Origin of the sequence: Pseudomonas arabinosi, from assembly GCF_047758675.1 — a bacterium.
Taxonomy (GTDB): domain Bacteria; phylum Pseudomonadota; class Gammaproteobacteria; order Pseudomonadales; family Pseudomonadaceae; genus Aquipseudomonas; species Aquipseudomonas arabinosi.
This window is the reverse complement of the sequence record NZ_CP180480.1, coordinates 2,593,850-2,617,250: the sequence shown is the minus strand read 5'-3', so window position 1 is coordinate 2,617,250 and position 23,401 is coordinate 2,593,850. Positions and strand designations below refer to the sequence as shown.

The 23,401-nt window shown below is 56.5% G+C and carries 30 protein-coding genes and 1 tRNA gene; 11 read left to right on the top strand and 20 right to left on the bottom strand.

The annotated features are described in order from the left end of the window. Positions 1-51: 51 nt before the first annotated feature. From rplT to thrS, 4 genes are read right to left on the bottom strand one after another with little or no spacing between them, the layout of a single operon-like run. Positions 52-408, bottom strand: a complete 357-nt coding sequence (rplT, locus tag ACMXYJ_RS12155) for a 50S ribosomal protein L20 (RefSeq protein ID WP_007905879.1) — start codon at positions 406-408, stop codon at positions 52-54. A 27-nt stretch (positions 409-435) separates the two neighbouring features. Next, the gene (gene rpmI / locus ACMXYJ_RS12150; protein ID WP_008145659.1) at positions 436-630 is read right to left on the bottom strand and encodes a 50S ribosomal protein L35; all 195 of its coding nucleotides are present in this window, start codon (positions 628-630) and stop codon (positions 436-438) included. A gap of 60 nt (positions 631-690) precedes the next feature. Further along, the gene (infC, locus tag ACMXYJ_RS12145; RefSeq protein WP_169857083.1) at positions 691-1,242 is read right to left on the bottom strand and encodes a translation initiation factor IF-3; all 552 of its coding nucleotides are present in this window, start codon (positions 1,240-1,242) and stop codon (positions 691-693) included. Continuing rightward, on the bottom strand, positions 1,242-3,164 hold the full coding sequence (gene thrS / locus ACMXYJ_RS12140) for a threonine--tRNA ligase (RefSeq protein ID WP_008145656.1): 1,923 nt from the start codon (positions 3,162-3,164) through the stop codon (positions 1,242-1,244). The genes infC and thrS overlap by 1 nt, the downstream gene beginning before the upstream one ends. A 373-nt stretch (positions 3,165-3,537) precedes the next feature. On the opposite strand from thrS, the gene ACMXYJ_RS12135 reads away from it, so the two are divergent. Then, on the top strand, positions 3,538-3,840 hold the full coding sequence (locus ACMXYJ_RS12135) for a hypothetical protein (protein ID WP_347802706.1): 303 nt from the start codon (positions 3,538-3,540) through the stop codon (positions 3,838-3,840). 292 nt (positions 3,841-4,132) lie between these two features. Beyond that, positions 4,133-4,345, top strand: coding sequence for a cold-shock protein (locus ACMXYJ_RS12130; RefSeq protein WP_007905882.1), 213 nt, complete (start codon positions 4,133-4,135; stop codon positions 4,343-4,345). Positions 4,346-4,417: 72 nt separating this feature from the next. Here ACMXYJ_RS12130 and ACMXYJ_RS12125 read toward each other — a convergent pair whose 3' ends face one another. Further along, complete coding sequence (locus ACMXYJ_RS12125) at positions 4,418-4,738, bottom strand: I78 family peptidase inhibitor (protein ID WP_415759996.1); 321 nt, start codon at positions 4,736-4,738, stop codon at positions 4,418-4,420. Between the two features lie 166 nt (positions 4,739-4,904). Further along, on the bottom strand, positions 4,905-5,210 hold the full coding sequence (locus ACMXYJ_RS12120) for a hypothetical protein (RefSeq protein WP_008145652.1): 306 nt from the start codon (positions 5,208-5,210) through the stop codon (positions 4,905-4,907). A 132-nt stretch (positions 5,211-5,342) separates the two neighbouring features. Between ACMXYJ_RS12120 and ACMXYJ_RS12115 the strand changes: the two genes are divergently transcribed. Beyond that, entirely contained in the window at positions 5,343-5,540 is a 198-nt protein-coding gene (locus tag ACMXYJ_RS12115; protein WP_415759995.1) for a hypothetical protein, read from the top strand. 47 nt (positions 5,541-5,587) lie between these two features. On the opposite strand, the gene ACMXYJ_RS12110 is transcribed toward ACMXYJ_RS12115, so the two are convergent. From ACMXYJ_RS12110 to ACMXYJ_RS12075, 8 genes are all read right to left on the bottom strand, one after another. Then, complete coding sequence (locus ACMXYJ_RS12110; protein ID WP_095128565.1) at positions 5,588-6,616, bottom strand: nucleoside hydrolase; 1,029 nt, start codon at positions 6,614-6,616, stop codon at positions 5,588-5,590. 44 nt (positions 6,617-6,660) lie between these two features. Continuing rightward, positions 6,661-7,065, bottom strand: a complete 405-nt coding sequence (rbsD, locus tag ACMXYJ_RS12105) for a D-ribose pyranase (RefSeq protein WP_076030448.1) — start codon at positions 7,063-7,065, stop codon at positions 6,661-6,663. Next, positions 7,062-7,979: a ribokinase gene (gene rbsK / locus ACMXYJ_RS12100; RefSeq protein ID WP_415759994.1), complete on the bottom strand. Its 918-nt coding sequence runs from the start codon at positions 7,977-7,979 to the stop codon at positions 7,062-7,064. The genes rbsD and rbsK overlap by 4 nt, the downstream gene beginning before the upstream one ends. Positions 7,980-8,036: 57 nt before the next feature. Then, positions 8,037-9,056, bottom strand: a complete 1,020-nt coding sequence (locus tag ACMXYJ_RS12095; RefSeq protein ID WP_415759993.1) for a LacI family DNA-binding transcriptional regulator — start codon at positions 9,054-9,056, stop codon at positions 8,037-8,039. 3 nt (positions 9,057-9,059) lie between these two features. Then, positions 9,060-10,037 carry an ABC transporter permease gene (locus tag ACMXYJ_RS12090; RefSeq protein ID WP_008145645.1) on the bottom strand — a complete coding sequence of 326 codons (978 nt, stop codon included), beginning with the start codon at positions 10,035-10,037 and terminating at the stop codon, positions 9,060-9,062. Then, the gene (locus ACMXYJ_RS12085; protein WP_415759992.1) at positions 10,034-11,587 is read right to left on the bottom strand and encodes a sugar ABC transporter ATP-binding protein; all 1,554 of its coding nucleotides are present in this window, start codon (positions 11,585-11,587) and stop codon (positions 10,034-10,036) included. The genes ACMXYJ_RS12090 and ACMXYJ_RS12085 overlap by 4 nt, the downstream gene beginning before the upstream one ends. A 56-nt stretch (positions 11,588-11,643) precedes the next feature. Continuing rightward, positions 11,644-12,597: a sugar ABC transporter substrate-binding protein gene (locus ACMXYJ_RS12080; RefSeq protein WP_046047711.1), complete on the bottom strand. Its 954-nt coding sequence runs from the start codon at positions 12,595-12,597 to the stop codon at positions 11,644-11,646. A 191-nt stretch (positions 12,598-12,788) separates the two neighbouring features. Continuing rightward, positions 12,789-13,250 carry a hypothetical protein gene (locus ACMXYJ_RS12075; RefSeq protein WP_415759991.1) on the bottom strand — a complete coding sequence of 154 codons (462 nt, stop codon included), beginning with the start codon at positions 13,248-13,250 and terminating at the stop codon, positions 12,789-12,791. 349 nt (positions 13,251-13,599) lie between these two features. Here ACMXYJ_RS12075 and ACMXYJ_RS12070 point away from each other — a divergent pair, with 349 nt between their 5' ends. The 3 genes from ACMXYJ_RS12070 to ACMXYJ_RS12060 all read left to right on the top strand — a co-directional run bounded on the left by ACMXYJ_RS12070 (position 13,600) and on the right by ACMXYJ_RS12060 (position 15,843). Further along, positions 13,600-14,688, top strand: coding sequence for an asparaginase (locus tag ACMXYJ_RS12070; RefSeq protein WP_046047713.1), 1,089 nt, complete (start codon positions 13,600-13,602; stop codon positions 14,686-14,688). A 170-nt stretch (positions 14,689-14,858) separates the two neighbouring features. Next, the gene (locus ACMXYJ_RS12065) at positions 14,859-15,149 is read left to right on the top strand and encodes a DUF1654 domain-containing protein (RefSeq protein ID WP_095128572.1); all 291 of its coding nucleotides are present in this window, start codon (positions 14,859-14,861) and stop codon (positions 15,147-15,149) included. Between the two features lie 4 nt (positions 15,150-15,153). Continuing rightward, entirely contained in the window at positions 15,154-15,843 is a 690-nt protein-coding gene (locus ACMXYJ_RS12060; protein WP_415759990.1) for an endonuclease, read from the top strand. Between the two features lie 56 nt (positions 15,844-15,899). On the opposite strand, the gene ACMXYJ_RS12055 is transcribed toward ACMXYJ_RS12060, so the two are convergent. Further along, positions 15,900-16,811, bottom strand: coding sequence for a siderophore-interacting protein (locus ACMXYJ_RS12055; protein WP_415759989.1), 912 nt, complete (start codon positions 16,809-16,811; stop codon positions 15,900-15,902). Positions 16,812-16,912: 101 nt separating this feature from the next. After that, on the bottom strand, positions 16,913-17,278 hold the full coding sequence (locus tag ACMXYJ_RS12050) for an SPOR domain-containing protein (RefSeq protein WP_415759987.1): 366 nt from the start codon (positions 17,276-17,278) through the stop codon (positions 16,913-16,915). Positions 17,279-17,527: 249 nt separating this feature from the next. On the opposite strand from ACMXYJ_RS12050, the gene csrA reads away from it, so the two are divergent. Then, positions 17,528-17,722: a carbon storage regulator CsrA gene (gene csrA / locus ACMXYJ_RS12045; RefSeq protein ID WP_007938114.1), complete on the top strand. Its 195-nt coding sequence runs from the start codon at positions 17,528-17,530 to the stop codon at positions 17,720-17,722. A 179-nt stretch (positions 17,723-17,901) separates the two neighbouring features. Here the strand turns inward: csrA and ACMXYJ_RS12040 are convergent, their stop codons facing one another. Continuing rightward, positions 17,902-18,357, bottom strand: coding sequence for a DUF2214 family protein (locus tag ACMXYJ_RS12040; protein ID WP_415759986.1), 456 nt, complete (start codon positions 18,355-18,357; stop codon positions 17,902-17,904). A gap of 171 nt (positions 18,358-18,528) precedes the next feature. Here ACMXYJ_RS12040 and ACMXYJ_RS12035 point away from each other — a divergent pair, with 171 nt between their 5' ends. From ACMXYJ_RS12035 to ACMXYJ_RS12025, 3 genes are all read left to right on the top strand, one after another. Further along, positions 18,529-18,741, top strand: coding sequence for a hypothetical protein (locus tag ACMXYJ_RS12035; protein WP_033061943.1), 213 nt, complete (start codon positions 18,529-18,531; stop codon positions 18,739-18,741). Positions 18,742-18,923: 182 nt separating this feature from the next. Continuing rightward, the gene (locus ACMXYJ_RS12030; protein WP_415759984.1) at positions 18,924-19,631 is read left to right on the top strand and encodes an alpha/beta fold hydrolase; all 708 of its coding nucleotides are present in this window, start codon (positions 18,924-18,926) and stop codon (positions 19,629-19,631) included. 151 nt (positions 19,632-19,782) lie between these two features. Continuing rightward, positions 19,783-20,535, top strand: a complete 753-nt coding sequence (locus ACMXYJ_RS12025) for a carbonic anhydrase (RefSeq protein WP_415759983.1) — start codon at positions 19,783-19,785, stop codon at positions 20,533-20,535. A 66-nt stretch (positions 20,536-20,601) separates the two neighbouring features. On the opposite strand, the gene ACMXYJ_RS12020 is transcribed toward ACMXYJ_RS12025, so the two are convergent. The 3 genes from ACMXYJ_RS12020 to ACMXYJ_RS12010 form a co-directional block, all read right to left on the bottom strand. Then, positions 20,602-20,796 (bottom strand): hypothetical protein, encoded by a 195-nt coding sequence (locus ACMXYJ_RS12020; protein ID WP_415759982.1) that lies wholly within the window; start codon positions 20,794-20,796, stop codon positions 20,602-20,604. Between the two features lie 125 nt (positions 20,797-20,921). Beyond that, positions 20,922-21,164 carry a hypothetical protein gene (locus ACMXYJ_RS12015; protein WP_415759980.1) on the bottom strand — a complete coding sequence of 81 codons (243 nt, stop codon included), beginning with the start codon at positions 21,162-21,164 and terminating at the stop codon, positions 20,922-20,924. Between the two features lie 689 nt (positions 21,165-21,853). Next, a tRNA-Val gene (locus ACMXYJ_RS12010) sits at positions 21,854-21,930 on the bottom strand. 183 nt (positions 21,931-22,113) lie between these two features. Between ACMXYJ_RS12010 and ACMXYJ_RS12005 the strand changes: the two genes are divergently transcribed. Beyond that, on the top strand, positions 22,114-23,397 hold the full coding sequence (locus ACMXYJ_RS12005) for an NAD(P)/FAD-dependent oxidoreductase (RefSeq protein ID WP_415759979.1): 1,284 nt from the start codon (positions 22,114-22,116) through the stop codon (positions 23,395-23,397). Positions 23,398-23,401: the final 4 nt, after the last annotated feature.

Genomic DNA, 23,401 nt, shown 5'->3' with positions numbered 1-23,401 from the left:
CGTTTAACACCAGACCCCACAGAGGTGAGGCCGGGTGACTGTCGGGGGTACTTAAGCCAAGGTGGCTTTAGCTTTCTCGACAATCGCAGCAAACGCCGCTTTTTCGTTCACTGCCAGATCAGCCAGAACCTTACGGTCGATCTCGATGGACGCTTTTTTCAGGCCGGCGATGAAACGGCTGTAGGACAGACCGTTGATACGTGCACCAGCGTTGATACGAGCGATCCACAGAGCGCGGAACTGACGTTTTTTCTGACGACGGTCACGGTAGGCGTATTGGCCTGCCTTGATTACCGCTTGCTTGGCAACACGGAATACGCGCGAGCGAGCGCCGTAGTAGCCTTTAGCAAGTTTCAGAATTTTTTTGTGACGTTTACGGGCAATGACGCCACGCTTTACACGAGCCATGAGTTACTTCCTCTATTCTTGACTAAATTAACGAAGGCGCAGCATGCGCTCGACTTTTGCCACGTCACACGGTGCCAGCAAGCTGCTACCGCGCAGTTGACGCTTACGCTTGGTCGACATTTTAGTCAGGATGTGGCTCTTGAAAGCGTGCTTGTGCTTGATACCGTTAGCAGTTTTCAGAAACCGCTTAGCAGCACCACTTTTAGTTTTCATTTTTGGCATGTTCGGATACTCCGCATTCAGTTGATAAACATAATCAGAAGGCCTGCCGTGCCCTATTGATTACTTCTTCTTTTTCGGGGCGATGACCATGATCAGCTGGCGTCCTTCCATCTTAGGATGCTGTTCGACCGAACCGTACTCGAGCAAGTCACCTTCAACTCGCTTGAGGAGTTCCATCCCCAGCTCCTGGTGGGCCATCTCACGGCCGCGGAATCGCAAGGATACCTTGGCCCTGTCCCCATCACTCAGGAAACGTACCAGGTTGCGCAGTTTTACCTGGTAATCCCCTTCCTCCGTCCCTGGACGAAACTTGATTTCTTTAACCTGAATCTGCTTCTGGTTTTTCTTGGCCGCGGCAATCTGCTTCTTCTTTTCGAAGATCGATTTGCCGTAGTCCATCAGTTTGCAAACAGGGGGTACTGCATCGGCGGAAATTTCCACCAGATCCAGTTTGGCCTCTTCAGCCTTAAGAAGCGCGTCTTCAATTGACACAATCCCAAGCTGTTCACCTTCAGCCCCAATTAACCGAACCTCGCGTGCCGAGATATTCTCGTTGATCGGGGCCTTCGGTGCAGCTCGTTTATCTTGTCTCATTTCACGCTTAATAGTAATTACTCCGAATCTGGGCGACCACGCCGGGAAACCGCTTGAGCGAGGAACTCGGCGAACTGGGCGACGGGCATCGAGCCCAGGTCAGCACCTTCACGAGTACGCACAGCGACAGTCTGCATCTCGACTTCCCGATCTCCGATAACCAAGAGATAAGGAACCTTGAGCAAAGTATGCTCGCGGATTTTAAAGCCGATCTTTTCATTTCTCAAGTCAGACTTGGCACGAAATCCGCTTTCGTTGAGGGTTTTTTCAACCTCAGCGGCGAAATCAGCCTGTTTATCAGTGATATTCATGATCACTGCCTGGGTCGGAGCCAGCCACGCAGGGAATGCACCCTCGTAGTGCTCGATCAGGATTCCGACGAAACGTTCGAAGGAGCCAAGGATCGCCCGGTGCAACATCACCGGGTGCTTGCGACTGTTGTCTTCAGAGACGTATTCGGCTCCCAGACGGACAGGCAGGTTAAAATCGAGCTGAAGGGTACCACACTGCCAGACCCGACCAAGGCAATCTTTTAGCGAGAACTCGATCTTCGGACCGTAGAACGCACCCTCACCCGGCTGCAGATCATACGGCAAGCCAGCACTATCAAGGGCTGCAGCCAGGGCCGCTTCGGCGCGATCCCACAGTTCGTCGGAACCAACGCGTTTTTCCGGACGAGTGGACAGCTTCATCTCAACGTCTTTAAAGCCGAAGTCGGCATAAACGTCCATGGTCAGCTTGATGAACGCAGCGGATTCGGCCTGCATCTGCTCTTCAGTACAGAAGATGTGGGCGTCGTCCTGAGTGAACGCACGCACACGCATGATGCCGTGCAGCGCACCTGATGGCTCATTACGGTGGCAAGCACCGAATTCGGCTAGACGCATCGGCAATTCGCGGTAGCTTTTCAGGCCTTGGTTGAACACTTGCACGTGGCAAGGGCAGTTCATTGGCTTGATGGCGTAGTCGCGGTTTTCCGACTGCGTGGTGAACATGTTGTCGGCGTAGTTGGCCCAGTGCCCGGACTTCTCCCACAGACTACGGTCAACGACCTGCGGAGTTTTGATCTCCAGGTAACCGTTGTCGCGTTGAACCTTGCGCATGTATTGCTCGAGCACCTGGTACAGAGTCCAGCCGTTCGGGTGCCAGAACACCATGCCCGGCGACTCTTCCTGGGTGTGGAACAGGCCCAGACGCTTGCCGATCTTGCGGTGATCGCGCTTCTCAGCTTCTTCGATGCGCTGGATGTAAGCTGCCAGCTGCTTCTTGTCTGCCCATGCGGTGCCGTAAACGCGCTGCAATTGCTCGTTCTTGGCATCGCCACGCCAGTAGGCGCCGGACAACTTGGTCAGTTTGAAGGATTTAAGGAAGCGCGTGTTCGGCACGTGCGGACCGCGGCACATGTCGACGTATTCTTCGTGATAGTACAGACCCATGGCCTGTTCGTTCGGCATGTCCTCGACCAAGCGCAGTTTGTAGTCTTCGCCGCGGGCCTTGAACACTTCGATCACTTCGGCGCGCGGAGTGACTTTCTTGATCACGTCGTAATCTTTTTCGATCAGCTGCTGCATGCGCTGTTCGATGGCGGCCAGGTCGTCCGGAGTGAAAGGACGTTCGAAGGCGATGTCGTAATAGAAGCCTTCGTCGATAACCGGGCCGATAACCATTTTGGCCGTCGGGTACAGCTGCTTGACCGCATGGCCAACCAGGTGGGCGCAAGAGTGGCGAATGATCTCCAGCCCCTCTTCATCCTTTGGCGTAATGATTTGCAGCGTAGCGTCGCTGCCGATGATGTCGCTGGCGTCGACCAGCTTGCCATCGACCTTGCCGGCCACGGTGGCTTTGGCCAGACCTGCACCAATGGATGCGGCGACCTCGGCTACGGATACCGGGTGATCGAATGAACGTTGACTGCCGTCGGGAAGAGTAATAGTTGGCATGGCGCCTCCTCTCCTAGTGGTGACCCCTACCAAAGGTCACGTGGGTTGGGATGAGCCAGTACAAGATCCGATCCAGGCCATTCAATGACGAACGCCTGCCTTACAGCGGCAGGAGCCTTGCGGCCAACCGGAAAACCGAACCAGAGTGACTGGGATTCAAATCAGGGTTATTCGCACATTTACCGCTACCGGGACTGAGGTCATCCGGAGCCTGCAAACGCCCGAGCCAGGCATGCTAGCACAGATGAACGGTCGTCGATGCACCGAGGCTTTGTCTTGGGGCAAATCGGGCAATTTTATGCCAGAGTGCTGAACTAGAACGCTGCTTTACCCCTCAGATAACAAGACATTGACCCACAAGGAGCATCCCAGCATGCATCTGAAACGTTTATTCGCAGTAGTCGCCCCTATCGTTTTGCTGCTGCCACTGGCCGCCCATGCCGATTGGCCGAAGGGCGAACGCGAGAAATATATGGCTCAGTGCACAGAAGCGGCCACCCCGCAGATCGGTGCTGCAGCAGCGAAGGCTCACTGCGCTTGCGGCGCCGATGCCATCAAATCGTACCCTGCCAAAGACATCCAGTCCCTGATGGACAACACCGCCAGTGATGCCCTGAAACAAAAAGCACTGACCCAAATCTCGTCGTGCAAAGCCGATAACAAAGCGAAAAAATAAGCCCGGCAGAGCGCTTTTTGCGCCTGCCACGACAGTAAAAAGCCTCTGAAAATCGCCTTTTCGTACAATTTATGCAGGTTTTACAGGTTTTTTTATTGTCTTTACTTTTGGCTGAAAGCCTTTTAAAACGGGGCTTGCAGCCAAACAAAGCAGCAAACGAAACGCGACTGTAGGGCAAACAGCACGTCCGGGGGGCTCCCAAAGCGAACATTTCGACTATGATACCCCGGTGTGCCCAGTTGGCCTGAGCAGCACAGCACTACTGAAAATATATGTTTCTTGGAGATACACCATGTCTAATCGCCAAACCGGCACCGTTAAATGGTTCAACGATGAAAAAGGCTTCGGCTTCATCACTCCTCAAGGTGGCGGTGACGACCTGTTCGTACACTTCAAAGCTATCGAAAGCGACGGTTTCAAAAGCCTGAAAGAAGGCCAGACCGTTTCCTTCGTGGCTGAGAAAGGCCAAAAGGGTATGCAAGCTGCACAAGTCCGCGCTGAGTAATTTTCAGCCGCACTAAAAAAACCCCGTCCACGTGACGGGGTTTTTTATGGGCGAAACAAAAGCCTTGAGCGATCAGCCGCAGTTGACGCGGGTGACGACTCGATTGGCATCGGTATTCAGGTTCAGGCGATCGGAGCGGTACTCCAGGGTCACCATGTCGGTGGGCAAGAGGAACCGTGCATTCTGCGCACCTGCGCGAGTACGCGCCTGCTCCAGCAGTTCAGGCGAAGCCTTTTTGCCAATGGTGAATTCGGCAGCCTTTGCCTCACAACGGCTGTGACCCGTGTCAGTCGTGGTGACAGGATCTGTTGTCGACTCGGTGGAGGGAGTGCTGCAACCGGCCAGCATGGCAACGGCCAACAAAGTACCCAATGACGCGAGCTTCCAAGGCATGAAGCCTCCTTTTTTCAATAGTTAAGCTGAGATCGTGCGACCGCCAATCTGGCGTTTTGTTTCACGGGGGGTGCTAGCACCCTGCCCTTGATCCGGACACGCGGCGAGTTTGCCTGAGCATCGCCCTGCCGTTTACCACTCAATCGTGACTGAATATGAACAGCGTTCAATAGACGTCAATGTAGTCGAACGGCGGATTCGGCCAGTTCTCTTTCAGCGCATTGAAAATCTGCATGACCCAGACCTCGTCACTGGCCGCGACCAATCCGACATAACCGGAACCCTTGGCCCACGTCTCCAGACGAAACAACAGCCCGCTGATATCAGTACCGCCCACAACGCCTGAGGAAATGTAGGCGATGCCGCCCTTGGTGACTCGCAATTGAGTGTGCTCATCGTCGCTGGCAGAGGCCAGCAGCTGACGCACCGCCTCAAGGGTCAAGCCGTCAGGAGTGTTCAAATCGATTTGCACAGCACAGTCCTTGAAAATTCGTCAAAGACCAAGTGTCGCATAGCCCTCCCCTCATGCCTAAGTCGGAGTGCCAAAAGCCGCGCAAAATGGTTAACTCGACACTCAGCCTTTCCCGACTTCACGAGCGCCATCATGACCACCGTAAGTATCGACGCCGACATCAAAGCCAAGTGGCCACAGGGCCACAGCTCTTACAGCCCGGGTAGCCCGGAAGAGTTGGCAATCATTGGTATCGATCTATTGGTCAAGGAACTGGGAACCGAAGCTGCACAATCCTTCATCGCGCAGGTATTCGAGAAGTATCCGGCTGACTACAAGGGCGCGGAATAAAACGAAAGGGAGTGAAACCCGCAGGCTGGCACCTGCGGGTTTGAAGCTTACTTCAGGCGAGCCAGCCTTTCAGTCAGAAGATCAAAGAAACCCTGGGCATCACCACTTTCGACCCAGAAAGCGTTCTTCGGCGCTTTCAGGCCGTCATACCAGTCGACGATGGTTTGGCCGAATGTCGGGCCTTCGCGGCTATCAACGACTACGTTGACTGAGCGACCGGTGAACAACTCAGGCTTGAGCAGATAGGCGATGACAGTAGCGTCATGCACCGGGCCACCCGGAATGCCGTAGTGCTCCATGTCACCTTTGACGTATTCATTGAGAATATCGCCCACCAGTTTGCTGGCATTGTTGTTGATCGCTGCGATCTGCTTCAGGCGCGCTTCACTGGTGAGGATCTTGTGGGTCACGTCCAGCGGCAGGTAGGTCAGCTTCACGCCGCTTTTCAATACCACTTCCGCAGCCTGCGGGTCGGCGAACAGGTTGAACTCCGCCACCGGGGTGATGTTGCCGCCATTGAAGTGCGCACCGCCCATGATCACCACTTCCTTGATGCCCTGAACGATTTCAGGTTCCTGGATCAGCGCCAAAGCCAGATTGGTCTGCGGACCGAGCATGGCGATGGTGATGCTGTGGGGCTTGGCGGCTTTCAAGGTGTCGATCAGGTAATTGACCGCATTGCCCTGGGCCAGGCCTTTCTTCGGCTCATGCACGGTGACACCCGAAAGGCCTTCCTTACCATGGATGTTCTCGGCATAGATCGGCGTGCGCATCAGCGGCTTCGGAGCGCCCGCGTAGACCGGCACCTCCTCGCGCCCTGCCCACTCGCGGGCCAGTCGCGCATTACGCGAAGTCTTGTCCAGACGCACATTGCCGGCGACGGTGGTCAGCGCACGAATGTTCAGCTCTTGCGGCGATGCCAGGGCAAACAGCAAGGCAACCACGTCGTCGGCACCCGGATCGGTGTCGATGATCAAGTCGATCTTTTCCGCCGCTTGGGCGCTTGTTGCGGTAATCAGGGACAAAAGCAGCAGACTCCGGAGCAGGTGGTGCAGTTTCTGAGCATAGCGGTGCATAGCGCACTCCTTGTGCGTGGAACAGCAGAAAGACAACAGCGATGTTAGAACGTAACCCCTGCCACCAGCACGATGTTGCAGTACGGCTGACATTCGCCTGTACGAACAATCGCCCGTGCCTGTCGGCTGAGGACTTTGAATTGGTCATGACTGAGCAGCTCACGCCGACCCAGCGCACCTTCGGCATTCAGCTCATCGAGCGTCGCCAATGCTGACGGCTTTTTGTCCAGGATTTCTTGGGCCAATACATGGCTCTCGACCTGCATTTCGCTGAGCACAACCTTCAACGTGCTGACGAAATCCGGGATACCGTGGGTCAGGGCCAGGTCGATCAGTTCAACGCCAGGTGGCACCGGCAAACCTGCATCGCCGATCACCACAATGTCGCCATGACCCAGGGAAGCGATCAGCCGCGACAGCGCAACGTTGAGCAAAGGTGTCTTTTTCATGGTGCTTTAAAGGCCTGTACGTCGGACAAGGTGGGAATCGAGGGTTGCGCGCCAGCACGGGTCACCGACAGCGCCGCGGCGACCTGGCCGAAACGGATCGCTTCGGCCTCGCTTTTGCCGGCCGCCAGGGCGGCGGCGAAACCACCGACGAAGGTGTCGCCAGCCGCCGTGGTATCGACAGCTTTCACCTTCGGTGCAGGGAAATGCTCGAAGCCATTGCCGTTGGCAAACAGCGAACCTTGAGCACCGAGGGTGATGATGACCTTGCCAGCACCCATGACGATCAACCGGGCTGCAGCGGTTTCGGCAGAGGCCAGAGAATCGACTGGCAACCCACTCAGCGCCGAGGCCTCGCTTTCGTTGGGAATCAGATAATCGATGGACGCGTACCAGTCCGCCGGCAGCGGGCGGCTGGCCGGCGCCGGATTGAGGATCACGGTCTTGCCCAATTCACGACCACGCTTGAGCGCATGACCGACAGTGGCATCCGGGACTTCCAGCTGACAGATGATCACGTCCGCCGCCCGCAATACTGCGTCGAAACGATCAATCACCTCTGGAGTCAACGCACCGTTGGCACCGGCTACGATCACGATTGCGTTCTGGCTGTTGTCGTCGACCACGATCAACGCTACGCCGCTGGAATCGTCGACGGTGCTGACTGCCTGGCAGTCGATCTGCTCGGCCAACAGCGCCCCGCGCAGTTCTTCGCCGTAGGCATCGCTGCCCACGCAACCGACCATCGACACCTGCGCCCCCAGCCTCGCCGCGGCGACGGCCTGATTCGCGCCCTTGCCACCGGAAACCGTGGAAAATGACTCGCCGATCAGCGTTTCACCGCCACGGGGCAGCCGTGGCGCCCGGGTGACCAGGTCCATGTTCAGGCTGCCTATAACCACTACTTTTGCTGGCATACATCACTACTCATCAATTCTGTTTCGGCGGTGCTTTTGATTTAGCGGCTTTCTATTTCAACGGAATTGGGCGAACACGCCGGCCAGCGGCGCAGTCGACTCCCGCAGGACAATACTGGGCGTCACGATCCGTTGATCAGTGGCCATATCCGGTGTGGCGATTCTTCTTAAAAGCACTTCGGCCGCCATCTCGCCGAGTTGCAGGATCGACTGCCCCACGGTGGTCAGCGCCGGGTACACATAGCGGCTCATCTGAATATCGTCGAAGCCGATCACCGACAGGTCCGTCGGCACGCGAATATTGCGCTCGGCCGCCGCTCGCAGCACACCGATGCCAATCATGTCGTTACCGGCGAAGATCGCGCTCGGCGGGTTCTTTTCCAGCAGCATCGCGGCGGCGTTGTAACCGCCGGTGCTGGTGAAGTCGCTTTCCAGCATACGCTCGCGGGATACTTCGACACCCGCCTCTTTCAGGGCACGGCAATAACCGGCCAGACGCATCTGCGCCACGCTGGTACTCGCCGGGCCGCCAATAGTGGCGATGTCCCGGTGCCCCAATTCCAGAAGGTGGCGGGTCGCCAGATAGGCGCCGTATTCGTGATCGATTCGCACCAGATCGGCATTCACACCTTCCAGTCCACGGTCGACGATCACCATCGGCGTACGCACACCTGCCAAGCCTTCCGCCAACCCCGCGTCACCGCCAGCCGAAGCGACGATCAGCCCGTCGATGCGCTTTTCCAGTAATACGCGCAGGTAGCTGCGTTGCTTGTCCGGATTGTCATCGGAGTTACAGAGAATCACGCAGTAGCCATTACGCTCGCAGTAATCCTCGATGCCGCGCGCCAGTTCGGCGAAGTACGGGTTGAGGCTGTTGGGCACCAGCAGACCGATGGTTGCCGTGGTTTTGGCTTTGAGGGAGCGGGCGACGGCGCTGGGCACGTAGTCGAGGGTTTTGATTGCTGCCTCAACCTTGACCCGCACCTCCTCGCTTACCGGTCGAGTCTTGTTCACCACGTGGGAAACCGTGGTGTAGGAAATTCCCGCGAGCGCTGCCACATCCTTGATTGTTGCCATGACTCAGGTCCGCCGGCTTGCGCGCTGACTGCGATAAGTATCAAGCACCACCGCCACCACGATCACTGCGCCGGTGATGATGCGTTTGGTGGGCTCCGTCGCGCCGATCTGCGCGAGACCGGCCGCCAATACGGAAATGATCAGAACCCCGAAGAACGTACTGATGACCGAACCGCGACCACCCATAAGGCTGGTGCCGCCGATCACGACCGCGGCGATCACTTGCAGCTCAAGCCCGGAGCCGGCATTCGGATCCGCCGCTTCCAGGCGAGAAATCTGAAACAGCGCTGCGATACCAGCCAGCAAACCCATCAGACTGAATACCAGGATTTTGTAGGGCTTCGGATTGATCCCTGCCAGACGCACCGCCTCTTCGTTGGTGCCGATGCCGATCAGGTAACGACCGAACACGGTACGCGTCAGCACTGCCTGGGCAATGAAGATGATCAGCAAGGCAATGATGAACGACGGCGAGATGCCGAAGGCGATCGGGTTGGACAACCAGGCGAAGGCATCACCGATGTAGGCCGTTCGCGATCCGGTCATCTGATACGCCACGCCGCGGGCCATTTCCAGCACGCCGAGGGACACGATAAACGACGGAATCCGCCACGCCACGGTGATCGAACCCGTGATGGTTCCGGCCAGTGCTGCCGCCGCCATTCCGAGCAGCGCCGCAGGCAACACGCTCCAGCCCCAACCGAGAATGGCCACGCTGACCGTTGACGCCGCGAGCGCGAGCACCGAACCCACCGACAGGTCGATGCCGCCGATGATCAACACGAACGTCATGCCGACCGCCAGCACCATCAAGTCCGGAATCTGGTTGGCCAGAGTGCTGAAGGTGTCATATGACAGGAAATGGCTGCTCAGAACCGAGAACAGCGCGACCATTGCCAGCAAGGCACCGGCCAGTCCCAGATAAGTACCGAGGCCGTAGAAGTTGCCACTACGTTTGCCGGCAGTCACTGCAGTATTCATGCGAGATCCCTAGGCGTTGCTTCATTGAGCAACGCATCACGTTTTTGGTAGCCGGCGAACGCGGCGGCAAGCAAATCATCCTGGGTCCAGCTGTCACGCTCAAAGGTGTCGATCAGACGTCCTGCCGAGAGCACGCCGATGCGGTCGCAGATCAACATCAGTTCACGCAGATCGCTGGACACCACCACGAGCGCCTTACCTTGACGGGTCAACTCACCGAGCAAGGCATAAATGTCAAACTTGGCGCCGACGTCGATGCCACGCGTTGGCTCGTCGAACAGCATCACCGAGCAATCACGCTCAAGCCACCGGCCGATCACGACTTTCTGCTGGTTGCCGCCGGACAGTTCCGACACAAGTTGCGTCGGGCTGGAGCTGCGGATGCGCATGGCGTCGATCTGACGCTGGGCCAGCGCCATCTCGTCACCATTGTTGACGAAACCACCACTGGAAATCGCCGGCATATTGCCCAAGGCAATATTCGCGCTGATCGATTGGGTTAGCAGCAGGCCTTCGCCCTTGCGGTCTTCGGTGATCAGGGCGATGCCATGACCGACCGCGTCAGCCGGTGACCGGATACTGACGACCTGTGCTGGCGAACCGAGTGCAACCGTGCCGCTGTCCGCTGTATCAGCACCGAAGATCAAGCGCAGCAACTCAGTGCGCCCTGCCCCGATCAAGCCGGAAATCCCATAGATCTCGCCGGCGCGCACTTCGAAGGACACGTCGAGAACCTTGTCGGAGCGGGTCAGCCCTTTAACCGTCAAGGCTGGAGCGCCGATCTTGCGCGGCCCCATGTCGATGTGTTCGCCGAGTTCACGACCGACCATCAGCGTCACCAGTTGCTCGCTGTTGTAATTGGCCATGGGCTCGACGCAAACCAGGTTGCCATCGCGCAGTACCGCAATACGCTGGGCGACCCGCGCCAGTTCTTCGAGACGGTGCGAGATATAGATGATCGACACGCCGCGAGCTTGCAGACGAGTGATCTGCTCGAACAGCATCTCGACTTCACGGTTCGTCAGCATTGCGGTCGGTTCGTCGAGGATCAGCACGTGGCAATCGCCGATCAGGTTGCGGGCGATCTCCACCATTTGCTGGTGACCGATGCCCAATTCGCCCACCAGCGTGTCCGGGTCAATCGCGTCGAGGCCGACCTGGGCCATGGCTTCGATCGCCGCCTTGCGCAATTGCCTGCGACTGATCCAGCCGCCCTTGCTGGGCAGGTTGTCGAGAAACAGGTTTTCCGCCACCGACAGGGTCGGCAACAGATTGAGTTCTTGCATCACCATGCGGATGCCGAGGTCTTCGGCCTGGGTGCGGCTTGCGGGGCGGTAATCCTGCCCCTGGAATTGCATGTGGCCGGTGGTCGGTGTGACCAGTCCGCCGATGATCTTCGACAGCGTGCTTTTTCCCGCGCCGTTTTCGCCGGTCAGCGCCAGCACTTCACCGCGCATCAGCGTCAGGTCGATGCCGGTCAGGACCGGTTGGGCGTAGGTCTTACCGATACCGCTGACCGAGAGGACAGCGTTCGGGGCAGAAACTGACATAAAAACTCTCCATGCGCTCGCCCCAAAGGGCGAGCACCGTTGTGTCGCCAGAAGGACTACTTGGTGACCAGCTCTACCGGAGTTTCGATCACGCCATTGGTGCCGCTGTCGACTTTCTCACCCTTGATGATCTTCAGCGCAGTCTCGATGCCAAACACGGCTTGCCTGGCTGCAAACTGGTCAGCGGTGGCCAGAACGCGACCATCCTTGAGCATTGGCTTGATGGCGTTGATGTTGTCATAACCGACTACTTGCACCTTGCCGGCCTTGCCCGCTGCGCGCACGGCGGATACTGCGCCGACGGCCATGCTGTCGTTACCGGCCAGCAGGGCTTTGACTTGCGGGTATTCGCTGAGGATCGAGGCAGCAACCTTGTTGCCTTTGTCGATTTCCCAGTCACCGGACTGCAAAGAGACGACCTTGATCTGCGCCGCTTCCATCGCATCCTTGAAGCCTGCGGTTCTTTGCTGTGCGTTGGTGGTGGTTGAAACGCCTTCGATGATGCCGACTTCGTCTCCGGCCTTCAGTTGCTTGGCCAGGTACTCGCCCACCAGACGCGCACCTTTGCGGTTATCCGGGCCTACGAACGGTACGGTGATGTTTTTGCTTTTGACCACAGCCGGGTCCAGCTGGTTGTCGATGTTGATCACGGTGATACCGGCATCGATGGCTTTCTTGATCACTGGAACCATGGCCTTGGAGTCAGCCGGTGCGATGACCAGCGCATTGACCTTGGCCAGAATCATTTGCTCGACGATGCGTGTCTGGCCAGCCGTGTCGGTTTCGTCTTTGATGCCGTTGGAGATCAGCTCGAAATCGCCGGAGTGGTCTTTCTGATAGGCCTTGGCGCCGTCTTCCATGGTCAGGAAGAATTCATTGGCCAGGGATTTCATGACCAGCGCGACTTTGGGTTTTTCAGTCTCGGCGAAGGCCGAAGAGACGGGTAACGCGACGGACGCGGCAGCCAGCATAGCGACAGCGAGAAGACGTCCAGCGAATGGCAGCTTCATGGGTTCACTCCGATCTTATGATTATTGTGAGCAACGCTTGCGCTGGCGCAGGCTTCATTGCACTCGCTGATGGAAACCACCGGGAGCACCGCGCAAACGTTTGCGGAGACCGAACTATGCGAACCCTGTCGAGATTTGTCAACGACCAGAAAAGCCGTTTTGCGGGGAAACCGCAAATGCCGCCATTCATGTCATGCCGTCGTATTGACCACCGATCCTGTGCTGGAGCCTTTGGCCATTTCCTTGTAAAGGCTGTTGGCCGTTTCCAGTATTGCAGCAGTGGTATCAGCCATTCGCCCCTGAATCGCCATTACCACGGTGGCCTTGGCTTCAGGTGTTGGGTAAGACGCCGATTGGGCCGCCGCCAATTGTTGCTGTTGCTCTTGCAACTGCTCTTGCAGTTCTTTCAGACGCTGGAGCAAAATCTTTTGCGCCACCGAGGCGTTGTCGGCGCCACCCGCTTCAGTCGATGCCTCCGCACTTTTATCCAGGCCCACAGCGCCAGTTCTGACTTGCTTGCTGTCGCTTTCCTTCGTACCCAACGCTTGATTCGCGGCATCGGCCGTTTGATCGCTCAACGCTTGAATCGTAGCGGCGGACTTGCCGACGATGGTGACGCCTGCGGCGTTTGGGATACCAATGGATAACGACATGTGAACTCCTGAGTAGAAAGATCCTTTAAAGGAACATCGACCGAGGTGTGGGTTTCTTTAGCACTGATTCGTAAGCTTGCAAGGCGATTTGTTCTACAGAGGTCGTAGTGCTTTTCGGAGAGCCGAACACAAACGCTCAACGCGTTCGGAAACCCGGACAACAGACTGTGCAACCATTCTGGCCAACTAAATAAATACTGATATAAATCATAAAGTTAAAAGTTTTTCTCATTCAAAGTACGACTGGTACAGATCCTGCTCATCTCATTCACCCCAAGCGTTCAGATCCGCCTGGGGCGCATCTAGATGAACCTGCATCAGCACCGTCTCACTACTAGAGAGAAAAATAATGACATCTGCTTTCAAGACCTTCGTTCCGGGCGCTTTAGCCCTCTTGCTGCTCCTGCCCACCGCCCTTCAGGCAAAAGAAGTCGAAACCCAACAGAAACTGGCGAACGTGGTGATCCTGGCCACTGGCGGCACCATTGCCGGCGCGGGCGCCAGCGCGGCTAACAGCGCTACCTATCAAGCGGCGAAAGTCGGCATCGAACAATTGATCGCCGGGGTTCCAGAACTCAGCCAGCTGGCTAACGTTCGTGGCGAACAGGTCATGCAGATCGCGTCCGAGAGCATCACCAACGACAACCTGCTGCAACTGGGTCGTCGCGTGGCTGAACTGGCCGACAGCAAAGACGTCGACGGCATTGTCATCACCCACGGCACCGACACCCTGGAAGAAACCGCCTACTTCCTGAACCTGGTGGAAAAAACCGACAAGCCAATCATCGTTGTCGGCTCCATGCGCCCAGGCACCGCCATGTCGGCGGATGGCATGCTGAACCTGTACAACGCAGTGGCCGTGGCCAGCAGCAAAGAGGCACGCGGCAAAGGCGTACTGGTGACCATGAACGATGAAATCCAGTCGGGTCGCGACGTCAGCAAAATGATCAACATCAAGACCGAGGCGTTTAAAAGTGCCTGGGGTCCACTGGGCATGGTGGTCGAGGGCAAATCCTACTGGTTCCGTCTGCCGGCCAAGCGCCACACCATGGACTCGGAATTCGACATCAAAACCATCAAGAGCCTGCCTGACGTGGAAATCGCCTATTCCTACGGCAATGTCAGCGATACAGCTTACAAAGCGTTGGCTCAGTCTGGCGCCAAAGCCATCATTCACGCCGGCACCGGCAATGGCTCTGTCTCGTCCCGTGTAGTCCCATCGCTGCAAGCCCTGCGCAAGGACGGCGTGCAAATCATTCGCTCGTCCCACGTCAACGCCGGCGGTTTTGTACTGCGTAACGCCGAACAGCCAGACGACAAGTACGACTGGGTTGTGGCGCATGACCTGAACCCGCAAAAGGCCCGCATCCTGGCCATGGTCGCACTGACCAAGACCAACGACAGCAAAGAGCTGCAACGGATGTTCTGGGAATACTGATTCGCCCTCGCCCGACCGGTTCCGGTCGGGCACTGCTTTCACCACTCGCCAACCTAGGCGAGTGGCTCACACCCCCTTCCGATATTTCGATAAAAAATTTCCCTTCGTCCTACACCAAACGGAAAAAATTGCTGTCAGAGGATTTTCTTGAGTTTTAAGCAGTTGCGAAAATGCTTACAGTTAAATACTGTATGCACGTACAGCTTAATAAGGATAATTCCGTGGCCACCACCTCTGCCTCTCCTGACTCCTATGAACGCATGGGTATGCGCGTTCAAAAAATCATCAACTCCCCCACCGCCCAAAAAGCCAAAGCAGCCTTGATCTTCCGTCTACCGGACGAACCTGTGGATGAGTGGGAACAATTGCTCGAAGAAATCGACGAGAACGACAACGTCACCCTCGCCTATCGCGACGATGGCGGCGTGCAGATTTTTTGGGTTGTGCCGAAGGAAGATTGAGTCAATGAGTGTCCGCTGGTTTGCTTTGCTGTTTTTGTTCATCACCCTCTGCGCCCAGGCTGGCGCGCCACGCACTTTCAACGAAGCCAAGAAAGTTGCCTGGAAGCTCTACGCACCGCAATCCACAGAGTTCTATTGCGGGTGCAAATACACAGGCAACAAGGTCAACCTCGCAGCCTGCGGTTATGTACCGCGCAAAAACGCCAAGCGCGCTTCCCGCATCGAGTGGGAGCACATTGTTCCGGCCTGGCAGATCGGCCATCAGCGTCAGTGCTGGCAAGAGGGTGGGCGCAAGAATTGCACGCGTTACGATCCGAGCTACCAGAAGGCCGAAGCCGACCTGCACAACCTGGTGCCGAGCATTGGCGAAGTGAATGGCGATCGCAGCAACTTCAGTTTCGGCTGGTTGCCGGTGCAGTCGGGCCAATATGGCTCGTGCCTGACCCAGGTCGATTTCAAGGCGAAGAAGGTCATGCCCCGCCCGTCCATACGCGGCATGATCGCCCGAACGTATTTCTATATGAGCAAGCAGTACGGTCTGCGCCTGTCGAAACAGGATCGACAACTGTACGAAGCCTGGAACAAAACCTATCCGGTAGAGGCCTGGGAAAGACAGCGTAACCAAAGCGTGGCGTGCGTCATGGGCCGCGGCAACGAGTTTGTCGGCCCGGTCGACATGAAAACCTGCAGTTAAGCACTCGCTGAAAACACAAAGGCCTCGGGTTTAACACCCGAGGCCTTTTTTCGTTTCTACCCGCCCACTTTGTTGTAGCGCCAGTAGCCCATCAGGTTGAGTGACTCCTTGGCAATGCCGCATTCCTTGATCAAGTATTTGCGCAGACTCATCACTGCAACCGTTTCCCCGGCGACCCAGCCGTAGAAGCCATCACGGGCAGAGTCGGACGTTTCCCACAGCATATCTTCGTCGACATCGACTTCCGCCAGTTCTACCGCTTCGAATGTTTTCGAAGAGGATGACGGCAGAATGGCCCGACGGACCGCGTCGACCATCAGCGAACCCGCGCCAGTCGCGGTGGCGTGATCTCGGATCAGCCATTCCACCGAAAGCCCCGGCCAGTCAGGAACCGGCAACGCATCGTCCACGCTGCCTACTTCAAAAAATGCCTGGGTTATCGGTGGCACGGCAAGCGCTGCCAGCTCATCCAGAATGCCAAGCGCCGCGGGCAAGGCCGTGGCATCGGCGACCAGTAACAGATGCTTGAGCTGTAGAGGCGGCTTCCATTCGAAACCGCCCGCGTCTTGTGCCGAAAACTGGCGATCAGGCGCGACGATCTGGATCGGCTCACCCGCCGCTGCATGAATTGCCCAACGGGATGCGGGTCCGGTTTCGCCGTGCAACACGAAGTCGATATCCACTTCGCCCTGCTCGGCACGCAAATGTCGGATGGTATAAGTGCGCATTGCCGGGCGCTGGGCAACCGGTATTGAGCGGTAACGTGCGTGCCAGCCATCGCCATGAGAGAGCCTGGCTGGCGAACCGTCCACAGCAGGAAAAAACAGCTTCACGCGCTGGTCGGGTGCCCAGGTCGCCATTTCCGTAACCATCGGACCGGCGAGAGTGACGCGCATCAAATGAGGACTCAGCATCTTTTTGCGCCGCAGGACTGCGTCGAGTATTTTGTAAGGGGTGGCGGAGGCCATCGGGGGAACTCCTACTGAGAATCAACAGTGACTACGTCTAGAAACGAGTCAATGTGGATCCCCTTTAAGGCGTTCCGTCGAAATCCCCCTGGAAAAGACCGTTATCGGGTCACGGGGTGGTCGACAACCAGCAATTCGATATTCTGTTTCTTCGCCCGGGTGAGCGCCGCGCGAACTTCTGTCTGTTTGGCCTCGGCCTCGGTTTTCGAACTGAATGGCCCGAGCAGAATCCGGGTCTTTCCATTTTCCTTGACGATATTGGAAACGAAACTGTGCTCAATCAGCCAGCCGCTCAAATCGCTGACCGCCTGAGGTGTTTCGCCTCGAACTTCGAGATCCCATTGTGGCGCGGATACCACCGAGGCTGTAGTCGCAGCTGCCGGTTGCGGCTTTTGCACCTCAACACTCTTGCCCTCACCGCATCCCGCCAGCGCCAGTACCGCGATTACCAAGACCATTTTGCGCACAACGTTTCCCTCAGAATGCTTAAAGCGGCGATTTTAGCATCCATGAATACTTCCCGAGTGCCGCAAAATGGGCTCAAAACAACGAGAATGATGGTTACGGCCTCTGTATAGTTACGCCTTGGGAATTAATGCAGCATCTGCGCGTCAGAAAGAGGCACCCAAACTGTGAGCTTCGCACTAATCTATACATACCACCGACCTCTGCACTGTCCGAATCAGGTGCCCTACAAAGCAATCAAGGAGAAGACCATGCTGATACTCACCCGCAAAGTCGGTGAAAGCATAAATATTGGTGATGACATTACGATCACCATTCTGGGCGTTAGCGGCCAGCAAGTCAGAATTGGCATCAATGCCCCGAAAGACGTTGCGGTTCATCGCGAAGAAATCTATCAGCGCATTCAGGCTGGCCTCACCGCTCCAGACAAACCGCAGACTCCCTGAATCCTGTTGCAGTCAGTAGCCAGCCCGTTCGTTACAGCGCAATGGCTGGCTAAAGATTCTTGCTCGGCATTTTGCTGAGCTCTCGCCTCCTCCCCCATTACGTGAAGCCGATGCTACCGGCTTCGGCCACGCCGTGGCTGTCAGATCATTCGCTTTAACCCCGACGAATCACGCCGTTATTAGCCGAAGGTCACACCGCGCGCCATGCCGGTGGCCGCAATCACCATCAACATCAACAACAGCGCTTCGATATGGCTGATGCGCGCAAACAGCCTGGCTCGGCCCTGGTCAATCGAAGCGCCCCTGCCCAAGGCGATCCGCCACTTTATCAAGGTAATCATTGGCGCCACTTCAAGCAGCAGGATGATCACGAACAGCGTCATCTTCAGATGGAACAACGGCTGATGAAGGTAATAGTCGGTGCCTTTTTCGTACCCACCGAAGGCCCGCATCAAACCTGTGATCAGCAAAATACCCGCACAGATGCCCCATACGTTATCGGCTACCAGCACGCTGCGAACCTGCCCCTTACCGTCGACCAGGCGGCTTAACGCCGTCCCTCGGGTGAGCACCGCCCAGAGACCCAAGGCAACAGCCAAGAGGTGGATCGCCGCAAGAAACCAGTGAAACAGCATAGGGATGCTCCTGACAGGGAGAAGGAAATGGGCTTGTCAGTAGTAGTCCAAAATCTGGAAATCTGCCTGCAGGCCGTGACATGACTGGCGAACAGCCAGCTATCCCCCTATCATGCCGCCCACTGGCCCTGCGTAAGGAGCCAGAGGATAGACATTCAAAAGGGAATAAACGTGAAAGAGTTCGTAATTGGCGTAAACAACGTAGTTCTGTACGTCGCACTGGCCGTTATCTGGATCGCCGCAGTGGTCATGATCTTCGTTCAGGGCTTCTGGTCCGGGGCAGGCGTTTTCATTACCGGCACCTTGACGTGGTGCATCATCTCCGGCTTCTGGTTTGTACAGTCGGCGACTTATGAAGAACTGAAGAAGTTGAACGCCAGGTAAGATTGGTTTTAGTTGGCTGGACCTGCCACACAGGTCCGACGTTGTTGAGATGAACCACGCCAGTAGTGATTCGTGCTCTTCATGCAACATTTGTAACGAGGGGGCAATCTCCTCGTTACAGTGCCTGGCGACGACCCAGGCTTGCGGCCGACGCCAACGATTCAAAGGCAAGGACGGAACACATGAATCGATCAACTCCCACACTCGTTCTGCTACCTGGAATGGATGGAACAGGTGAATTGTTCGCAGCCTTTGTATCGATCATGGAGCACGAGTTCGATACGCTAATCATCACCTATCCCCCCAATATTCCGCTGAGCTACACAGCGCTGGAGTCGCTGGTCCGAGAGTCGCTGCCGACCGACCGCCCATTCGTGCTGCTGGGTGAATCCTTCTCGGGACCGATCGCTATTTCCCTGAGCGCCAGGCAACTCCCCCGGCAGGTGGGACTCGTGCTATGCAGCACATTCGCACGCAATCCAAGACCGATATTCAGGCACTTGAGTTTTTTGCTAGGCGCACTGCCGCTCAGCCTTGCGCCTGTCGGATGGATCAGCAAAGTACTGCTCGGCCGGTTTTCCACGAGCGCCTTGCGCACAGCGCTACGCCAAGCCATCACTCAAGTGAGCCCTTCGGTAATGCGTTCACGACTACGATCGGTTCTTGCCGTTGACGTATCCGCCACCCTCGCCGAAGTCAGCGTCCCGACTATTTACCTACGCGCTACGCATGATTTGGTGGTTCCAGGGACAGCGTCCGCGCTGGTCTCTTCAATGAAACGTGATACACGAATCATTGAAATCGAAGCACCGCACTGTCTGCTTCAGATCGCGCCCGAAGAGGCGGCCGGACACATCCGAACGTTTTTGAAAACGCTGAAAAGTATTTGAGGTTCTCGGTACTAGAAAACGACCGAACAAGCCCCGAACAACATAATGTTACATCCCGTCTAGACTCCAACCACAAGTGCCAAAGGTCCCTGGAAGCACTTGCCCCCCAACAGCAAGTCATTCCCATCAACCGACCTGAGCACACAAGATCATGTGTAAATCATGTGATTCAACCCCTGTTCAAAAGGCGAGTGGTCGTCGTAGATTTCTTCAGGTTGCCGGACTTGGAGCAGGCGCTCTGCTACTTGCCGGTGCACTGCCCGACACATTCGTTCAGGCTGCCGAGAAAACCGCCGCCCCGCCAAAACCACAAAACTCCGTCAGTCCTGACATGGCACTTCAAAGGCTTATGGAGGGAAATGAACGGTATGTTTCCGGCAGCTCCAAGACACATGACTTCAAGTCCGAGCGGGAAGCCCTGGTCTCAGGCCAGAACCCGTTCGTGTCGGTACTAGGTTGCTCTGACTCCCGTATCGCCCCCGAGTATGCTTTTGACACGGCACGAGGCGATCTTTTCGCCATACGCGTCGCGGGCAATTTCGTTACCGATGAGGGTTTGGCAAGCCTTGAATACTCAGTCGCGGTACTCGGCGCACCACTGATCCTCGTACTGGGGCATGAGAGCTGCGGCGCCATCAGTGCAGGTATAAAGGCAGTAAAAGATCACACTGTTTTCCCTGGCCACATCCCAAAGTTGACTGATGCACTTAAACCTTCAATCGAGAAAGTACTCAATCAACCCGGAAGCCTTATCGACAACGCTACAGCGCAAAATGTCAAAGACTCGGTTAACCGCCTTAAAAATGCCTCACCACTGCTGACTGATGCGCTCAGCAAGGGGACGTTAAAGATCGTGGGAGGCGTCTATCGCCTCGCCAGCGGCAAAGTAGACTTGATTGCCTGATTCATTAGCGCTGCATCAATGCCGAGATCCAGATGTGAAGAGCCCAGCGCGATGGCTGGGCTCTGGTTATTTTCTGTTTTCCATCATCTTGTCGGCGAGAGCTTTGGCCCTTTCAATCAACAGGTTTTGCCTGTCTTCATGAGTAGCTCCTCCTACGACCGGTGCCGTCAAATTGCTTTCCGCAATCAACGCAGCGCAGAAGTATTGATCCCAAACAGCTCTGCCCTCAGATACCGGCTTGTTCATTTGGTCGGCGATCATATGCGGCTCCTTTTGATGAGGTAGCACCGCTATCTTACGCCTGAATCACTGGCAATCCGTGCCGCTGAAGACAATCAACAAACCGGGTGATCATTGACCGATCCGAGGAAAAATCGTCACCGCCTTCAGTCGTCTCTATCGTCACGATCACGACCGTGATTGCGCTCATACCCCTGATCATTGTCACGACGATCATATCTGCGGTCATACCCTCGATCGTCGTCATCATCTCGGTCGTATCCACGACGGTGATCATGACCTCGATCACGATCTCGACCGTACCTTTCTCCGTCGTCCCAGTGAGGCCCGCAACCTCCCAGCAGGAGAGAGCCTGAAATGGCCATGAACATTATTACTGCACGCTTCATTTGAACGTCCTGAATGCAAAGGTCAGCGATAGGACCGTGCGGCCGCTCAATGATTCACTGGTCAGATACAGCGAAGTCCAGAACGCCGTGGCGCAAAAAATGGTGGACATAGGCGAGGAGATGCCAGGGCCGATGACCCGGCTGGCACTGCTAAGCGGTGGGGGAAATTTGACGCGGAGTGCAAGCCGCTAATGAAGACTGCGTGGTGCGAAGTCTATGAGATCCAACTGCTTGTGAGGCGTAATGCCTTGGCGGTATCAATAGGCATCCATCATCGAGTTTGCCCAGATTCGGGCTTTTCGTATTTGCCCTGTCACGCCTTCGTCACACCCACCCTGCACAATGCAGCCAGCCAAAAGGATTTGGCCCCATCTACAGAGAACCCGGCCAAGTGCCGGTTTTTTTTCGTTCCATCGACATGCTTTTCACGAAACACTCACAGGACGCAGCGCAGATTGAGCAGACAAAAGGATTTGACCCCATACAGAGAGCCCGCCATGCGCGGGCTTTTTGTTTCAGCCATTCCAGCTGCAAAGCTCCCCACTCCCTCGAATGGTTTACATGAAGGTGAAAGCCGATTTGGCGTTCTGAGGTGGGAGCTTTGCAAAAGTTTTGCAAATCGCAGGCAACAAAAAAGGGCCCACCTTTCGGTGAGCCCTTCTAGACCGCCCAGCAGAGCGGATTTTGTTTGGTAGGCGCGATTGGACTCGAACCAACGACCCCCACCATGTCAAGGTGGTGCTCTAACCAACTGAGCTACGTGCCTGCTGTGAGGCGGCATTCTACGGAATTCCGGAGGGGTGTCAACACCTTTTTTCGAGCTAACCCTATGAATATGCAAAATATTTAATTTTGCCGCCGCAAAGAAGATTTTGCGGTGGCTGGCGGTCGTTTTTTATCTCGGGTAGGATCGATGCACTCGTAAAATATATTAAACAGAGGCTGCAGGATGGCGAACACCTCCTACCCGGAATCCTACTACGCCGCATCGGCCAATGCGGTTCCGCCGCGCCCGGCCTTGCAGGATGACGTGGAGACTGATGTCTGTGTGATCGGTGCCGGTTACACCGGTCTGTCCTCTGCCCTGTTTCTGCTGGAAAACGGTTTCCGGGTAACGGTGCTTGAAGCGGCGAAGGTAGGTTTTGGTGCGTCGGGACGTAACGGTGGCCAGATCGTTAACAGTTATAGCCGCGACATCGATGTGATCGAGCGCAGTGTCGGTCCCAAGCAGGCTCAGTTGCTGGGACAGATGGCGTTCGAAGGTGGCCGGATCATTCGTGAGCGGGTTGCCAAATATAATATCCAGTGCGACTTGAAGGACGGTGGTGTATTCGCCGCCATTACCGCCAAGCAGATGGGCCATCTGGAATCCCAGAAGCGTCTGTGGGAGCGCTTCGGTCACACGCAGCTGGAACTGATGGATCAGCGTCGCATCCGTGAAGTGGTCGCGTGCGACCAGTACATCGGCGGCATGCTCGACATGAGCGGCGGGCACATTCATCCGCTGAACCTGGTACTGGGCGAAGCCGCAGCTGTGGAGTCGTTGGGCGGTACCATTTATGAGCAATCGCCGGCGGTGCGCATCGAGCGCGGCGCTAATCCGGTGGTGCATACGCCTCAGGGCAAGGTCAGGGCCAAGTTCATCATCGTGGCGGGCAATGCGTATCTCGGTAATCTGGTGCCGGAACTGGCCGCCAAATCGATGCCCTGCGGGACGCAGGTGATCACCACCGAACCCTTGGGCGAAGCATTGGCCAAGAGCCTGTTGCCGCAGGATTACTGCGTCGAGGACTGCAACTACCTGCTCGACTACTACCGTTTGACCGGCGACAAGCGCCTGGTCTTCGGCGGTGGCGTGGTGTACGGCGCGCGGGATCCGGCGAACATCGAGGCGATTATTCGACCGAAGATGCTCAAGGCTTTCCCGCAGCTCAAGGACGTGAAGATCGATTACGCCTGGACCGGCAACTTCCTGCTGACCTTGTCGCGACTTCCTCAAGTCGGACGCCTGGGCGACAACATCTACTATTCCCAGGGTTGCAGCGGCCATGGCGTGACGTATACGCACCTGGCGGGCAAGGTGTTGGCTGAAGCATTACGTGGCCAGGCTGAGCGTTTCGACGCGTTTGCCGACCTGCCCCACTACCCGTTCCCCGGCGGACAACTGCTGCGTACACCATTCGCTGCGCTGGGCGCCTGGTATTACGGACTGCGGGACAAATTCGGCTTCTGACCGA

What these genes read in the sequence shown, in the direction of transcription:
- rplT (WP_007905879.1), bottom strand. Translation starts at nt 408, where the DNA reads ATGGCTCGTGTAAAGCGTGGCGTCATTGCCCGTAAACGTCACAAAAAA.
- rpmI (WP_008145659.1), bottom strand. Translation starts at nt 630, where the DNA reads ATGCCAAAAATGAAAACTAAAAGTGGTGCTGCTAAGCGGTTTCTGAAA.
- thrS (WP_008145656.1), bottom strand. Translation starts at nt 3,164, where the DNA reads ATGCCAACTATTACTCTTCCCGACGGCAGTCAACGTTCATTCGATCAC.
- ACMXYJ_RS12135 (WP_347802706.1), top strand. Translation starts at nt 3,538, where the DNA reads ATGCATCTGAAACGTTTATTCGCAGTAGTCGCCCCTATCGTTTTGCTG.
- ACMXYJ_RS12130 (WP_007905882.1), top strand. Translation starts at nt 4,133, where the DNA reads ATGTCTAATCGCCAAACCGGCACCGTTAAATGGTTCAACGATGAAAAA.
- ACMXYJ_RS12125 (WP_415759996.1), bottom strand. Translation starts at nt 4,738, where the DNA reads ATGCCTTGGAAGCTCGCGTCATTGGGTACTTTGTTGGCCGTTGCCATG.
- ACMXYJ_RS12115 (WP_415759995.1), top strand. Translation starts at nt 5,343, where the DNA reads ATGACCACCGTAAGTATCGACGCCGACATCAAAGCCAAGTGGCCACAG.
- ACMXYJ_RS12110 (WP_095128565.1), bottom strand. Translation starts at nt 6,616, where the DNA reads ATGCACCGCTATGCTCAGAAACTGCACCACCTGCTCCGGAGTCTGCTG.
- rbsD (WP_076030448.1), bottom strand. Translation starts at nt 7,065, where the DNA reads ATGAAAAAGACACCTTTGCTCAACGTTGCGCTGTCGCGGCTGATCGCT.
- rbsK (WP_415759994.1), bottom strand. Translation starts at nt 7,979, where the DNA reads ATGCCAGCAAAAGTAGTGGTTATAGGCAGCCTGAACATGGACCTGGTC.
- ACMXYJ_RS12095 (WP_415759993.1), bottom strand. Translation starts at nt 9,056, where the DNA reads ATGGCAACAATCAAGGATGTGGCAGCGCTCGCGGGAATTTCCTACACC.
- ACMXYJ_RS12090 (WP_008145645.1), bottom strand. Translation starts at nt 10,037, where the DNA reads ATGAATACTGCAGTGACTGCCGGCAAACGTAGTGGCAACTTCTACGGC.
- ACMXYJ_RS12085 (WP_415759992.1), bottom strand. Translation starts at nt 11,587, where the DNA reads ATGTCAGTTTCTGCCCCGAACGCTGTCCTCTCGGTCAGCGGTATCGGT.
- ACMXYJ_RS12080 (WP_046047711.1), bottom strand. Translation starts at nt 12,597, where the DNA reads ATGAAGCTGCCATTCGCTGGACGTCTTCTCGCTGTCGCTATGCTGGCT.
- ACMXYJ_RS12075 (WP_415759991.1), bottom strand. Translation starts at nt 13,250, where the DNA reads ATGTCGTTATCCATTGGTATCCCAAACGCCGCAGGCGTCACCATCGTC.
- ACMXYJ_RS12070 (WP_046047713.1), top strand. Translation starts at nt 13,600, where the DNA reads ATGACATCTGCTTTCAAGACCTTCGTTCCGGGCGCTTTAGCCCTCTTG.
- ACMXYJ_RS12065 (WP_095128572.1), top strand. Translation starts at nt 14,859, where the DNA reads ATGCTTACAGTTAAATACTGTATGCACGTACAGCTTAATAAGGATAAT.
- ACMXYJ_RS12060 (WP_415759990.1), top strand. Translation starts at nt 15,154, where the DNA reads ATGAGTGTCCGCTGGTTTGCTTTGCTGTTTTTGTTCATCACCCTCTGC.
- ACMXYJ_RS12055 (WP_415759989.1), bottom strand. Translation starts at nt 16,811, where the DNA reads ATGGCCTCCGCCACCCCTTACAAAATACTCGACGCAGTCCTGCGGCGC.
- csrA (WP_007938114.1), top strand. Translation starts at nt 17,528, where the DNA reads ATGCTGATACTCACCCGCAAAGTCGGTGAAAGCATAAATATTGGTGAT.
- ACMXYJ_RS12040 (WP_415759986.1), bottom strand. Translation starts at nt 18,357, where the DNA reads ATGCTGTTTCACTGGTTTCTTGCGGCGATCCACCTCTTGGCTGTTGCC.
- ACMXYJ_RS12030 (WP_415759984.1), top strand. Translation starts at nt 18,924, where the DNA reads ATGAATCGATCAACTCCCACACTCGTTCTGCTACCTGGAATGGATGGA.
- ACMXYJ_RS12025 (WP_415759983.1), top strand. Translation starts at nt 19,783, where the DNA reads ATGTGTAAATCATGTGATTCAACCCCTGTTCAAAAGGCGAGTGGTCGT.
- ACMXYJ_RS12020 (WP_415759982.1), bottom strand. Translation starts at nt 20,796, where the DNA reads ATGATCGCCGACCAAATGAACAAGCCGGTATCTGAGGGCAGAGCTGTT.
- ACMXYJ_RS12015 (WP_415759980.1), bottom strand. Translation starts at nt 21,164, where the DNA reads ATGAAGCGTGCAGTAATAATGTTCATGGCCATTTCAGGCTCTCTCCTG.
- ACMXYJ_RS12005 (WP_415759979.1), top strand. Translation starts at nt 22,114, where the DNA reads ATGGCGAACACCTCCTACCCGGAATCCTACTACGCCGCATCGGCCAAT.